Below are 12732 nucleotides of genomic sequence, written 5' to 3'. Positions count from 1 at the left end.
GGGGAACGAGTCCCGCGTCGTAAGCGAGCGAGGAGTAGTCGGTGATGAGCACGTCGACGCCAGGCAGGGCCGGTGTGACGTCGGCGAGGACGTCACTTCCCATGAGACGCACGCGGTCGACGCCCGAGGGCGGTGCGTAGCGGCCGGCGCCGAGGTGATGCGGACGCACGAGCAGCGTCGCATCGTGCCGCTCGAGCACCTGCTGGATGCGACGCCATTGCGCGGCGTCCGGGATCGACGGATCCACATCGCCGTCACGCCAGGTCGGGGCGTAGAGCACCCAGCGGGTGCCGGGCGACGCGGATGCCGGTGCGCCCACTGCCCGGGCGATGATCGCGCGCGCCGCCTCACGACGGGAGGCGGGGGTGCCGATCGAAAGCACGTCGACGCGGGGTTCGCCGGTGACGACCACCTGGCCGTCGTAGAGTCCGAACGCCGACTCGAGACGTCCGCGTACGAGATCGGAGGCGGCAGGGAGCACCGCGATGGCCGCCGCGGTGCGGCGGTACATGATGCGCAGGAACGCCCTCACCGCCCGCGAGCGGGGAAGAAAGCCGCTGCGGAGTGTCTCGGGCGAATCCAGTCCGATGCGTTTGAGCGGGATGCCGTGCCACAGCTGCACCACGAACGCGCCCGAGACGGCGTAGCGGTTGGCGTCGCCCAAACCGTGCGTCACGACGACGACACGGGCCCGGGCCGTCTGCCACAGTCCTCGGACCGAGCCGCGGGGCACCGAGCGAATGCCGCGCTCACGCGCCTCACGCGCCTCGGCGGCGGTGCCGGTGAGCCACGTGGCATCCACGCCGTGCCGATCGACGGCTTCTCGCCACAGCGCCCAGCCGCCGTCGGCCAGACCGGCGGCGGAACCGAACACCCAGGTGTCGCGCGCGCGGGGCACGAGAAGCGTGAAGAGGCGACCGGCCGCGTAGAGCGGGATGCGGGCCAGCTTGCCGGCGTTGCCCGCGCCGAACGAGAAGGACGCCACCCCGCGAGCCTATCGCGGGGTGGCGTCCTGGCCGGTCAGCGGATGCTCGTCATTCGACGAGCTCGCCGAGGGTCACGTCGGCGGTGCGGGTCTCGCCGTCACGCAGGTACGTCAGGCTCACCGTGCTGCCGCCCGCCACAGCCCGCACCTGCGCGGTGAGGTCCGTCGCGTCCGTGATGGGCAGACCATCGAACCCGGTGACGATGTCGCCCGAGCGCAGCCCGGCCTCGGCGGCCGCGCCGCCGGGGGTGACCTCGTCGATGTAGGCGCCGGTCGTGGTCGCGCCCTCGATGCTTGCGGCCGGGGCGACCATCGCGCCGAGCAGGCCGTGGGTGGCTGCGCCGTCGTCGATGATCTCGCTTGTGATGCGCTCGACGATGTCGGAGGGGATCGCGAAGCCCACGCCGATCGACCCGGACTCACCGGACGAGCCGGCCGTGGCGATGGCGACGTTGATGCCGATCAGCTTGCCCTCCGAGTCCACCAGAGCACCGCCGGAGTTGCCCGGGTTGATCGCGGCGTCGGTCTGCAGAACCGCGATCGAGATCGTCGACGAGGTCTGCTGGGGCTGACCCTGGCCGAAGTCGAAGTAGAACGGCCCCTGGTCCTGCTCCTCGGGCGCCTGCTCGGTGCCGTCACCGGGCGTCTCGGGGGCGGCGGACGAAGCGATCGAGATCGACCGGTTCAGCGCGCTGACGATGCCCGTGGTGACCGTGTTCGCCAGGCCCAGCGGAGCACCCACCGCGACGGCTTCGTCGCCCACGTTCAGGTCGGCGGAGTCGGCGAACTCGATCGGGGTGAGGCCCGAGGCGTCCTGGAGCTTGATGACGGCCAGGTCGTACATCGGGTCGAGGCCCACGATCTCGGCGTCGTAGACACGCCCGTCGGCGGTGGTCACCGCGAGGGCGGCATCGGAGGTGGCGCCGTCGAGGGTCACCACGTGGGTGTTGGTGACGACGTAGCCGTCCTCGCTGAGGATGACGCCCGACCCGGTGCCGCCGGTGGAGCCGCCATCGGCGGAGATCGTCACAACGCTCGGCACCACCTTGGCGGCGATGGCCGTGGTCTGGTTGACGCTGTCGGTGTCGTTGACGGTCACCGAAGCGGGGCCGGTCGCCGTCACGGGCTGGGAGGCGCTCCAGATGTTGACGCCGGCGTACGCACCGCCGATCCCCGCGGTGCCGCCGACGAGGGCGGCGGCGAGCATCAGTGCGGCCACCTTGCCTGCGCCGATTCCGGACTTGGTCGAGGCGGTCGGCTCGGCACCGGACACCGACGTCGATGACGGCGCGGCCGGGGCAGACGTGGCGCCGGCGGGCTGGTGGGGCGCGCCGTAGCCGGATGCCGCAGCGCCGTACGCCGGCCCCGCACCGTAGGACGGCGCACCGGGGTACGGCGGCGCCGCCGGCGAGGGGCGCTGGCCGGGGGCGGGGTGCTGCTGGGCAGCGTGGGCGGCGGGCTGCTGGGGCACGGGGGGAACAATGGCCGGCTCGGTGCCGGCGGGGGTCTCAGTGGGGCGGATGCCCTCGGTGTCGCTCATGGAAAACTCCTTCTGACGGGCTCTTCCAGAGTGCGGCCCGTTGCTGTGTTTTTCTTATGCCCTGAGTGGGATCACCCTATGCGTGTAGCGTGGGCGAGGTGCGAGAGATTCCCGGCGCCTGGCGCCGCACGGCCCGTGGTGCGGGTCTCCTGGCAGCGGACGGGACATCCGTTCCGACCATTTTCGCCGAGATGAGCGCCCTGGCAACCCGAACCGGTGCGGTGAACCTCGGGCAGGGCTTCCCCGACGAGGACGGCCCGGCCGAAGTGCTCGAGGCCGCACGGGACGCGATCGCCCACGGCGTCAACCAGTACCCGCCCGGTCGCGGCATGCCGGATCTTCTCGAAGCCATCGCCGAGCACCAGCACCGCTTCTACGGTTTGCAACTGGATCCCCACCGGCACATCCTGGTCACCGCCGGCGCGACGGAGGCGCTCGCGGCGACGCTCCTCGCGCTCGTGGACGGTCCCGATGACGAAGTGGTCGTGTTCGAGCCGTACTACGACAGCTACGCGGCCTGCATCGCGCTGGCCGGCGCGCGGCTCGTGCCGGTGCCGCTGCGGTGGCCGGACTTTCAGCCGGACATCGAGGATCTGCGGCGGGCGGTCACCGACCGCACCCGGGTGATCCTCGTCAACGACCCCCACAATCCGACCGGCGCAGTCTTCGAGCGCGACGCCCTCGAAGAGATCGTGCGCCTGGCCGACCGGCACGACGCCGTCATCGTCACCGACGAGGTCTACGAGCACCTCGTCTTCGACGCGCAGCACGTGCCCATCGCGACGCTCCCGGGCGCCTGGGAGCGCACTCTCACCGTCTCGTCCGCGGGCAAGACCTTCGCTACGACCGGATGGAAGATCGGCTGGGTGTCAGGCCCCACCGACCTCATCCAGGCGGTGCTGGCGGTCAAGCAGTTCCTCACGTACGTCAACGGTGCGCCCTTCCAGCCCGCGATCGCCGCCGGCCTACGACTGCCCGACTCGTTCTTCGCCGGACTGGCCGCCACACTCCGGGACAAGCGGGACCTTCTCGGGCTCGGACTGCGGGGAGCGGGGTTCGATGTCTCCACACCGCGCGGTTCGTACTTCACCGTCGCCGACGCCGCACCCCTCGGTGCGACGGATGCCGCGCAGTTCTGCCGCGAGCTGCCGGCCCGGGCCGGGGTCGTCGCCATTCCCCTCACGGCGTTCGTCACCACCGAGCACCGCGGCGACTACGCCACGCTCCTGCGGTTCGCCGCCTGCAAACGAACGGATGTGCTCGAAGACGCCGTCGCCCGGCTCGCGGTGCTGAACCCCTGAGCCCGGCGCGCGCCGCCGCCCTGACGATCAGAGGCGCGGCCGCACGGTGAAGCGCCGCAGCGCGAGCGCCGGATTCACCCGGCGCACCCGTGCCACGGCGTCGACGTCGAGGTGCGCGACGGCGACGTCGGTGGCCGTTCCCACCGCGGCGACCTGCACGCCCTGCGGATCGACGACGAGGGAATGCCCCACGCCCAGCGGCGGCGGATGGTCGGCAGCGGCGACGAAGAGCGTGTTCTCGATCGCCCGCGCTGTCAGCAGGGTGCGCCAGTGATGCTCCTTGAGCGCACCACGCACCCATTCGGCGGCGACCAGGATCACGTCCGCTCCGGCATCCGCCAGCACCCGCCCGACTTCCGGGAACCGCAGGTCGTAGCAGGTCATGAGCGCGAACCTCAGGCCGCCGACGTCGAAGGTCTCCGGCTCGGCCACCTCCCCCGGCTCGACCCAGTCCGACTCCCGCTGGCCGAACGCGTCGTACAGGTGCAGCTTGCGGTAGCGGGCCCGCAGCCCGCGCGCGTCCACGGCGACGACGGTGTTGTGCACCCGCCGGCCGTCGGTGCCGCGCTCCAGCAGACCCGCCACGACGTGCACGTCGTAGCGGGCCGCGATCGCGGTCAGGGCCTGCACGAACGGGCCGTCGACGTCTTGGGCGTTGCGCGCAAGGGACTCGTCGAAGGGGTCGACGAAGTAGCTCGAGTACTCGGGGAAGAGCACGACCTGCGCCCCCCGCCCCTGCGCACGGCGGACGAAGTCCTCGATCTGCGCGAGGTTCGCCTCGGTGTCTGCCGTCGGGCCGAACTGCGCGACGGCGACGCCGACTGTGTCTGCACTCACCTGCTGGCTCCTTCCCGGCGCACCCGCACCACAAGCGGAACGGCGACCCACAGGACGATGATCACGCCGCCCAGGACGGCGCCTGCGATCCATGATGCCGTGCCGCCGAGCACGACGTCGAACACGAAGGTCACAACGCCCACGAGCAGCAGCGACACCGTCAGCAGCGAGGTGAGCAGTGCGATGTGCCCGTACGCCACGACCGTGCGCTTGGCGCGATGCTGAAAGAGGAAGCGATGCAGAGCGACCGGCGCCAGCGCCACGATCGCGCTCAGGGCCGACACGGCGATGAGCACGAGGTAGAACCCACGCTGCTCGCCGCTGAGGTCTGCGAAGGCCGGCTGAAACGCCAGCGCGAGGAGGAACCCGGTGATGATCTGCGACCCCGTCTGCAGCACCCGGAGTTCCTGCAGCACTTCGTTCCAGTTGCGATCGGCACGCTCGGCGGGCGATTCATCACGTCCGTCCGGGACGGGTCGCGGCGCGTCGGGTGGGCGGGGATCGGTCGGGCCGGACATGCGTTCATCCTGGCGAGGCGGCCGAACCGGGGCAACCGGACGGGTGCAGGGCACGCGATGGCATCGACCACTCCGAGAGCGTGTTAGGCTATTAAACGTGCCGCGGGGTGGAGCAGTTCGGTAGCTCGCTGGGCTCATAACCCAGAGGTCGTAGGTTCAAATCCTGCCCCCGCAACCAAGAGAAGAAGGCCCTCGCGAAAGCGGGGGCCTTCTTCGTTGCCCGCCGCACGACACCCGCCGGCCCCTGCGCCGCTCGCGCCCGGCCGAGGATCAGTCCGGGTCGAGCACCTCGGAGATGCCGTCGAGAAAGCGCACGACCGCCGCCAGCTGATCGTCGTCGAACTGGTCGGCCACCGCCCGCAGGGCGCGCATGCGGCCCCCGAAATGACGGTGGAAGTCGTCGCGGGTGCGTTGTGTCAACGCCACGATGAGCGCCCGCCGGTCGGAAGGGTGCCTGCGACGTTCGATGTGACCGGACTCGCTGAGCCGATCGAGCAGCTTCGTCGTCGAAGCCGTCGAGATGCGCAGGTGGCGCGAGACGTCATGAGGGCTGACCGCCTGCCCACGCTGCTCGCGCATGACCAGCATGCGCAGCGCCGCCACGTCCGTGGCGTTCATGTCCATCTCGTCCTTCATCCCGCTGGCCATGCGGTCGACGGCGTCGCTGAACGTCCGCACGGCCTCGAGTGCCGAGCGCACCGCCCGGTCGTGATCCGTGGGTTCCCGGTGCTCCGCCATCGTGTGGACACCCCCGCTCGCCATCGGTATCATCGTGCCAGATCGCTAGATAAACTAGCAACCAGGAGTACTAATGAGCGAAGAAGAGCTGGTCGTCCTCCTCGACGACGACGGACGAGAAATCGGCACCGCCCCGAAGTCGAGCGTGCACGGCACTGATACAGCCCTGCACCTGGCGTTCTCCTGCCATGTCCTCAACGACGCGGGCCAGGTCCTGGTCACGCGTCGGGCACTGGACAAGCTCACCTGGCCCGGAGTGTGGAGCAACTCCTTCTGCGGTCATCCCCGTCCCGCTGAGCCTGTGCTGGCAGCCGTGCGGCGTCGCGCCGAGTACGAGATCGGCCTGACGATCACCGACATCGAGCTCTCGCTCCCCCTTTTCCGCTACCGCGCGGTGGATGCCAGCGGCATCGTCGAGCACGAGATCTGCCCCGTGTACACCGCCCGCGCGTCCGGGGAGCCGGTGCTCAACCCGCTCGAGGTCGCCGAGGCTCGATGGGTCGCGCCCGAGGACCTCGCCCGCGCCCTGGGTGCGACTCCCTGGGCCTTCAGCCCGTGGCTGGTGCTGCAGGCCGAGCAGATGCGCGTGTTCGACTCCCTCTCGCCCGCCGGGCGCGGTGCGACATGATCGCCGTCTCGACTGAGGATCGCGCCGCCATCGACGGCGCGATCGCGGCCGCCTTCGACCGCCTCGACGCCCGCCTCGCGGCCCTGTCCGGCGACATGCGCCCGCTCGGCGGCGCCATGCGACGTGCGGCCGCGGGCGGCAAGCGGTTCCGCCCCGCGCTGGTCGTGGCGTCCCACCGCGCCTGTGGCGGCGACGCGCTCGACGACGCGGTGTACGAGGTCGCCGCGGCCTTCGAGCTGCTCCACACCGCCTTCGTGATCCACGACGACGTCATCGACCGCGACACCGAGCGGCGCGGCGAGCCCAACGTCGCGGGCGAGTTCGCCGGACGGGCCCGAGATCAGGGGGTCCCCGACGCCGATGCCGCTCAGCTGGGCGAGGCGGCGGCCATTCTCGCCGGGGATGTGCTGCTGCACGAGGCGACCCGCATGATCGCCCTCGCCGACGTCGCCCCCGCCACGCGCGTGGGTCTGCTGGACCTGCTCAACGAAGCCGTGCTCATCTCGGCCGCCGGTGAGCTCTCCGACGTCGCCAACGCCGTCCGCCGGGATTGCCCCGACACGTCGGAACTGCTCGTGGCCACCCATGACAAGACGGCGGTCTACTCCTTCGCCGCTCCCCTGCGTGCCGGCGCGCTTTTGGCGTCGGCGCCGGCCGCCACCGAGGCGGCGCTGGGACGTGCGGGGGGCCTTGCCGGGCTCGCGTTCCAGCTGGTGGACGACCTCATCGGAGCGTTCGCGCCCGCCGCCCGCGCCGGTCGCACCGAAGGCGCCGACCTGCGCGAGGCCAAGCGCACACCGCTGGTGTCCCTCGCCCGGGAGAGCCCGGTGTGGTCGCAGGTCGACGACGCGATCGCCCTGGCGTGGACGGGCCCCGTGGCCGTCCGAGAGGCGCAGCGGGTGCTCGATGCCAGCGGCGCGCGCGAGCGCCTGGTGCTGCTGGTGCAGAACACGCTGGCCGACGCGCGCGTCGCAGCCGCCGACGACGCCCTGCCCGCTCGTGCGACGGTGCTGCTCGCGCAGGTGTGCGACGCGATCGGAGCACGTATTCCGTGAGTACGGGACTGGATCTCTACAACCGCGCGGCGCAGGAAGCGGCGGCGACGGTCATCGGGGCGTATTCGACGTCGTTCGCCCTGGCCTGTCGCCTGCTGGGACCCCGGGTTCGGCCGCATGTGCGCAACGTCTACGCACTCGTGCGCATCGCAGACGAGATCGTCGACGGCCCCGCCGCCGAGGCCGGGCTCGCCCCCGAGACGCTGCGGCGGGTGCTCGACGAGCTCGAGGCTGAGACGCTGACCGCCGTCACGCGCGGGTTCTCGGCCAACCTCGTCGTGCACGCCTTCTGCCGCACCGCGCGCGAGACCGGCATCGGCGCCGAACTCATCCGCCCCTTCTTCGCCTCGATGCGCACCGACCTCGAGGTGACCTCGCATGACCCCGGCAGCCATGACGCGTACGTCTACGGGTCGGCCGAGGTGGTAGGGCTCATGTGCCTCCAGGTGTTCGTCAACGCCGGCGGAGCCGCCGCCACCCTTCCGGAGCCGGCGCTCGTCGACGGGGCCCGCAGGCTCGGCGCCGCCTTCCAGGACGTCAACTTCCTGCGCGACCTCTCCCACGACGCCGAAGCGCTCGGGCGGGATTACCTGGGCCTCCGAGAGGGCGGCCCGGCCCGTACCGAGGTGCTGGACCGCATCGACGCCGACCTCGCCGCCGCCGCGGCGGTGGTGCCGCAGCTGCCGGCGGACTGCCGGCGCGCCGTCACAGCGGCCCACGATCTGTTCGCCAGCCTCGCCCGCCGCCTGCGCGCCGAGGACCCTCGGACGGGCGTGCGGGTGCGAGTCCCCGACCCGGTGAAGGCTACGCTCGCAGCACGGGCGATGCTGGGCTTCGCCCCGAAGGGAGCACGCACATGACGCGCACGGTCGTCATCGGCGGCGGCATCGCCGGGCTCGCCACGGCCGCCCTTCTCGGTGACGAGGGGCACGACGTCACCCTGGTCGAGGGTCGCGATGAACTCGGGGGACGCGCCGGGTCGTGGGAGAGCAGCGGCTTCCGGTTCGACACCGGTCCCAGCTGGTACCTCATGCCCGAAGTGTTCGACCACTTCTTCGCCCTGCTCGGCACGAGCGCCGCCGCCGAACTCGACCTCGTTCCGCTGCGGCCCGCGTACCGCGTCTACGGCGAGCCCGACCCCGGCACGACGTCCGAGCCGCTCGACATCGTCTCGGGCCGCGCCGAGGCCGTCGCGCTGTTCGAGGAGCGCGAGCCCGGCGCGGGCGCCCGCCTGACCGAGTACCTCGATTCGGCCGGCGATGCCTACGACCTCGCCGTCACCCGCTTCCTCTACGACACGTACGAATCGACCGCGGGGCTGCGCGACCCCGCGCTGCTGCGGCGACTGCCGCAGCTGGCGCCCTGCTGACCCGGCGGCTTTCGACACTCGTCGAAAGCAGGTTCGCCGACCCGCTGCTGCGGCAGGTGCTCGGCTACCCCGCCGTCTTCCTGGGCGGGTCGCCCTTCGGCGTGCCGAGCCTTTACCACCTGATGAGCCACCTCGACCTCGACGAGGGGGTGCTCTACCCCCGGGGCGGGTTCACGACGGTCATCGCCGCGATCGAACGCCTCGCGCGCGCCCGCGGCGTGCAGATCCGCACCGGCACGCCGGTCACCGGCATCCGCACGTCCGGACGCGACGCCACCGGCGTCGATCTCGCCGACGGCACGCGCATCGACGCCGACGTCGTGGTCTCGACGGCCGACCTGCATCACACCGAGACGGTGCTGCTGCCCGAGCATCAGCGCGAGCGACCCGAGAAGTGGTGGCGGTCGCGCACCCCGAGTCCGGGGGCGCTGCTGCTCATGCTGGGGGTCGAGGGCGAACTCCCCCAGCTCGCCCATCACACCCTCCTTTTCGCGCGCGACTGGCAGGAGAACTTCTCCGACATCTTCGGTCGCCACACCCGCATCCCCGAGCCCGCGTCGCTGTACGTCTGCCGCCCGAGCGCGACCGACGACACCGTCGCCCCCGCCGGCAGCGAGAACCTCTTCGTGCTCGTCCCGATCCCCGCCGACCCCTCCCTCGGACGCGGCGGCATCGACGGTGACGGCGACGCTCTCATCGAGCGGGCGGCGGATGCCACCATCGCGCAGATCTCGCAGTGGTGCGGCATCCCCGATCTCGCCGAGCGGGTCACGGTGCGCCGCACCGTCGCCCCTGGCGATTTCGCCGCCGACCTCAACTCGTGGCGCGGCAACTCGCTCGGGCTCGCGCACACGCTCGGCCAGAGCGCGATGTTCCGCCCGGGCAACGCGTCGAAGAAGGTGCGCAGTCTCTACTACGCCGGCACCTCGGCACTGCCGGGCATCGGACTGCCGATGTGCCTCATCTCTGCGGAGCTCGTGCTCAAGCGTCTGCGCGGCGACCACTCCGCCGGCCCCCTCCCCGTCCCCGCCGCCGCGGACGCGTGATGCCGGGGCTGTACCTGCTGGCGATCCTGCTGTCCGCCGCCGGGATCGCGACCCTCGACGCGCGCTTCCGACTGGCCTGGTGGCACGCCCGCGCGCGCACCGCTGCGGTCGTGCTGATCGGCACGGCCTTCTTTCTGGCGTGGGATGCCGCCGGCATAGCGGCCGGTGTGTTCGTCAAGGGCGAGAGCCCCCTGCTGCTCGGCATCGACCTGGCCCCGCACCTCCCCCTGGAAGAGCCGGTGTTCCTGGCGTTCCTGTGCTACCTCGCCCTCGTCGCCTTCCGCGGCGCCGAGCGGCTGCGCGAGCGCCGGGAGGACGCCGCGTGACCTACGCCTGGATCATCGTCCCGTTCGCCCTGATCACCCTCGTCACGACCCTCGCCAGCGCCGTCCGGCCGCGGTTCGCCCGCCGCATGGGAGCCTCCGCTGTGGCCGCGGTCGTCCTCGTCGTCCTCACCGCCGTCTTCGACAACGTCATGATCGCGGCAGACCTCTTCACCTACCCGGAGCACAACATCAGCGGCATCCGCATCGGCCTCGCGCCCATCGAAGACTTCTCCTACCCGCTGTGCGCCGCCTTCCTGGTGCCGGCGGTCTGGACCCTGCTGATACCGCGGAGCCGCACGTGAACGCCGCGACACAGCTGCTGGTGTCCTCGCGGCCCGTGAGCTGGATCAACACCGCCTACCCGTTCGCTGCGGCCTACCTGCTCACCACGCGCGAGATCGACACCGTGCTGATCGTGGGCACGCTCTTCTTCCTCGTGCCGTACAACCTGGCGATGTACGGCATCAACGACGTGTTCGACTACGAATCGGACCTGCGCAACCCCCGCAAGGGCGGCGTGCACGGGGCCGTGCTCGACCGGAACCTGCACGCGCCCACCCTGTGGGCGGCGGCCCTGTCGTGCCTTCCCTTCGTCGTCTATCTCGTCGTCGTGGGTTCGCCCGCGTCGTGGGCGGTGCTGGCGGCGAGCCTCTTCTTCGTCGTGTTCTACAGCGCCCCGCCGCTGCGGCTGAAGGAGCGCCCGTTCGCCGACTCGGTCACGAGCTCGATCCACTTCTTCTCCCCCGCCGTCTACGCCCTCGTGCTCGCCGGCGCCGTGTGGACGTGGCAGCTGGTGCTCATCGTCGTCGCCTTCGCACTGTGGGGGGTGGCCTCCCACGCCTTCGGCGCCGTGCAGGACGTCGTCGCCGACCGCGAGGCGGGCATCTCGTCCATCGCGACCGCGCGCGGCGCCCGCTGGACGGTGCGCTTCGCGCTGGCCTGCTATGCCGCCGCCGGCGTCGTCATGCTCTTCACCGCGTGGCCCGGGCCCCTCGCGGCGCTGCTGGTGATCCCCTACCTCGCCACCCTGTGGCCGCACCGGTCGATCACCGACGAGACCGCAGAGGATGCCACCCGGGGCTGGCGCCGCTTTCTCTGGCTCAACCAGTTCGCCGGGTTCGGCGTGACGCTGCTGCTCATCTGGTGGGTGCTGCTGCACCCCTAGGTCGATCCCGCCCGGGGTAAGAGGAAGGCCTCCGGATGGAGCCGGTGCGCTGTGCGCCCGCTCCACCCGGAGGCCTTCTCGTCAGATCACGCGCTGGCGACGCGCCGGCTCACTCGCCCCCGGTGCCGGTCTCACCCTGCTCGCTCAGCCGCAGCAGGGTCTCGACCGCCGCGGTCAGATCCTTGTCGGCCTCGGCGAAGGCCGTGAGGTCACCGGCCTGCAGGGCCGCCTGGCGGGCGGCGATCGCGTCCCGCGCCGAATCGAGCGCCGCCTGGTATTCGTCGCCGGGCACGACCGGGGTGACCACCGGGGCGTCCGGATCCACCGGGGCGTCCGGGTCAATCGGATCGGTCGGCGTCACGCCTTCGTCACCGGTGACCGCGCCGGAGTCGCCGCCGAAGAGCACGTCGAGCGCGTCCTGCAGCGTGTCTTCGAACGCGACCTCGTCGCCGAAGCCGACCAGCACCTTCTGCAGCGTCGGGAGCTTGGTGGCACCAGAGGACTGCACGAACACCGGCTGCACGTAGAGCAGACCGCCGCCGACAGGCAGCGTCAGCAGGTTGCCGTTGAGCACCTGCGACTGTCCCTGCTGCAGGATGTTGACGAACGACGACACACCGGGGTCGGCGTTGAACGTGTTCTGCACCTGTCCGGGACCGGGCACGGGAGTCTCGGCATCCACGATCAGCATGCGGAGCTTGCCGTAGTCCTCGGCCTTCGAGCCCGCCTCCGCACCGGCGTCGGAGTCCACCGCGAGGTAGCCCATGAGCACGTTGCGGGTGTCCTCGCCACCGGGGATGAAGGTGGTGAACATCGAGTAGGCGGGAGCCTCCTGACCCGGCATCTGCATCGTCAGGTAGTACGGCGGCTGCAGCTGTGAGTCTTCCTGCGGGTCGTTCGGCGTCTTCCACGCGTTGTCACGCTGGTACAGCGACTGCGCGTCCTCGACGTGGTAGTTGCCGAGCATGGCCCGCTGCACCTTGAACAGGTCGGTCGGGTAGCGCACGTGGCTCATCAACTCGCCGGACATCTCGCTGATGGGCTGGAGCGTCGACGGGTAGACGTTCTGCCACGCCTGCAGCAGCGGGTCCTCGGTGTCCCACGCGTAGAGGGTGACCGACCCGTCGTAGGCGTCGACGGTGGCCTTGACCGAGTTGCGGATGTAGTTGATGTTGTCCAGCGCCACCGTCGGGGTGGGGTTGGTCGTATCCGAGATCGCGTCGC

At 71.1% G+C, this 12732-nt stretch carries 13 protein-coding genes, 1 tRNA gene and 1 pseudogene; 9 read left to right on the top strand and 6 right to left on the bottom strand.

Annotation, left to right across the window (positions count from 1 at the left end; all coding sequences use genetic code 11):
* Positions 1-985 (bottom strand): CDP-glycerol glycerophosphotransferase family protein (locus tag NQ160_RS09925; protein ID WP_257515080.1); only part of this gene is annotated, 985 nt, incomplete at its 3' end.
* A 49-nt stretch (positions 986-1034) separates the two neighbouring features.
* Positions 1035-2525: a S1C family serine protease gene (locus NQ160_RS09920; protein WP_257515079.1), complete on the bottom strand. Its 1491-nt coding sequence runs from the start codon at positions 2523-2525 to the stop codon at positions 1035-1037.
* A 98-nt stretch (positions 2526-2623) separates the two neighbouring features.
* Between NQ160_RS09920 and NQ160_RS09915 the strand changes: the two genes are divergently transcribed.
* Positions 2624-3826: a pyridoxal phosphate-dependent aminotransferase gene (locus NQ160_RS09915; RefSeq protein WP_257515078.1), complete on the top strand. Its 1203-nt coding sequence runs from the start codon at positions 2624-2626 to the stop codon at positions 3824-3826.
* A 27-nt stretch (positions 3827-3853) separates the two neighbouring features.
* On the opposite strand, the gene NQ160_RS09910 is transcribed toward NQ160_RS09915, so the two are convergent.
* Entirely contained in the window at positions 3854-4663 is an 810-nt protein-coding gene (locus NQ160_RS09910; protein ID WP_257515077.1) for a carbon-nitrogen hydrolase family protein, read from the bottom strand.
* Entirely contained in the window at positions 4660-5181 is a 522-nt protein-coding gene (locus NQ160_RS09905) for a DUF6328 family protein (RefSeq protein ID WP_257515076.1), read from the bottom strand. Before NQ160_RS09905 ends, NQ160_RS09910 begins: the two co-directional genes overlap by 4 nt.
* Before the next feature lie 101 nt (positions 5182-5282).
* On the opposite strand from NQ160_RS09905, the gene NQ160_RS09900 reads away from it, so the two are divergent.
* Positions 5283-5359, top strand: a tRNA-Met gene (locus tag NQ160_RS09900).
* A 92-nt stretch (positions 5360-5451) separates the two neighbouring features.
* On the opposite strand, the gene NQ160_RS09895 is transcribed toward NQ160_RS09900, so the two are convergent.
* Entirely contained in the window at positions 5452-5943 is a 492-nt protein-coding gene (locus NQ160_RS09895) for a MarR family winged helix-turn-helix transcriptional regulator (RefSeq protein WP_257515074.1), read from the bottom strand.
* A gap of 49 nt (positions 5944-5992) precedes the next feature.
* Between NQ160_RS09895 and idi the strand changes: the two genes are divergently transcribed.
* The 7 genes and pseudogenes from idi to NQ160_RS09860 all read left to right on the top strand — a co-directional run bounded on the left by idi (position 5993) and on the right by NQ160_RS09860 (position 11508).
* Positions 5993-6547 (top strand): isopentenyl-diphosphate Delta-isomerase, encoded by a 555-nt coding sequence (gene idi / locus NQ160_RS09890; RefSeq protein WP_257515073.1) that lies wholly within the window; start codon positions 5993-5995, stop codon positions 6545-6547.
* Positions 6544-7602, top strand: a complete 1059-nt coding sequence (locus NQ160_RS09885; RefSeq protein WP_257515072.1) for a polyprenyl synthetase family protein — start codon at positions 6544-6546, stop codon at positions 7600-7602. The genes idi and NQ160_RS09885 overlap by 4 nt, the downstream gene beginning before the upstream one ends.
* Positions 7599-8462: a phytoene/squalene synthase family protein gene (locus NQ160_RS09880; RefSeq protein WP_257515071.1), complete on the top strand. Its 864-nt coding sequence runs from the start codon at positions 7599-7601 to the stop codon at positions 8460-8462. Before NQ160_RS09885 ends, NQ160_RS09880 begins: the two co-directional genes overlap by 4 nt.
* Positions 8459-10017 (top strand): annotated as a pseudogene (gene crtI, locus NQ160_RS09875) (phytoene desaturase family protein). The gene NQ160_RS09880 and the pseudogene crtI overlap by 4 nt, the downstream one beginning before the upstream one ends.
* Positions 10017-10343: a lycopene cyclase domain-containing protein gene (locus NQ160_RS09870; protein WP_257515070.1), complete on the top strand. Its 327-nt coding sequence runs from the start codon at positions 10017-10019 to the stop codon at positions 10341-10343. Before crtI ends, NQ160_RS09870 begins: the two are co-directional and overlap by 1 nt.
* Positions 10340-10645 carry a lycopene cyclase domain-containing protein gene (locus NQ160_RS09865; protein ID WP_257515069.1) on the top strand — a complete coding sequence of 102 codons (306 nt, stop codon included), beginning with the start codon at positions 10340-10342 and terminating at the stop codon, positions 10643-10645. Before NQ160_RS09870 ends, NQ160_RS09865 begins: the two co-directional genes overlap by 4 nt.
* Positions 10642-11508, top strand: coding sequence for a prenyltransferase (locus NQ160_RS09860; RefSeq protein WP_257515068.1), 867 nt, complete (start codon positions 10642-10644; stop codon positions 11506-11508). The genes NQ160_RS09865 and NQ160_RS09860 overlap by 4 nt, the downstream gene beginning before the upstream one ends.
* Before the next feature lie 109 nt (positions 11509-11617).
* On the opposite strand, the gene NQ160_RS09855 is transcribed toward NQ160_RS09860, so the two are convergent.
* A partial coding sequence (locus NQ160_RS09855; protein WP_257515067.1) for a UPF0182 family protein occupies positions 11618-12732 on the bottom strand: 1115 nt, incomplete at its 5' end.

It is taken from the genome of Microbacterium sp. zg.Y909, assembly GCF_024626565.1.
Note: the sequence above shows the minus strand (reverse complement) of the source record. Positions and strands in the feature narration are given on the sequence as shown.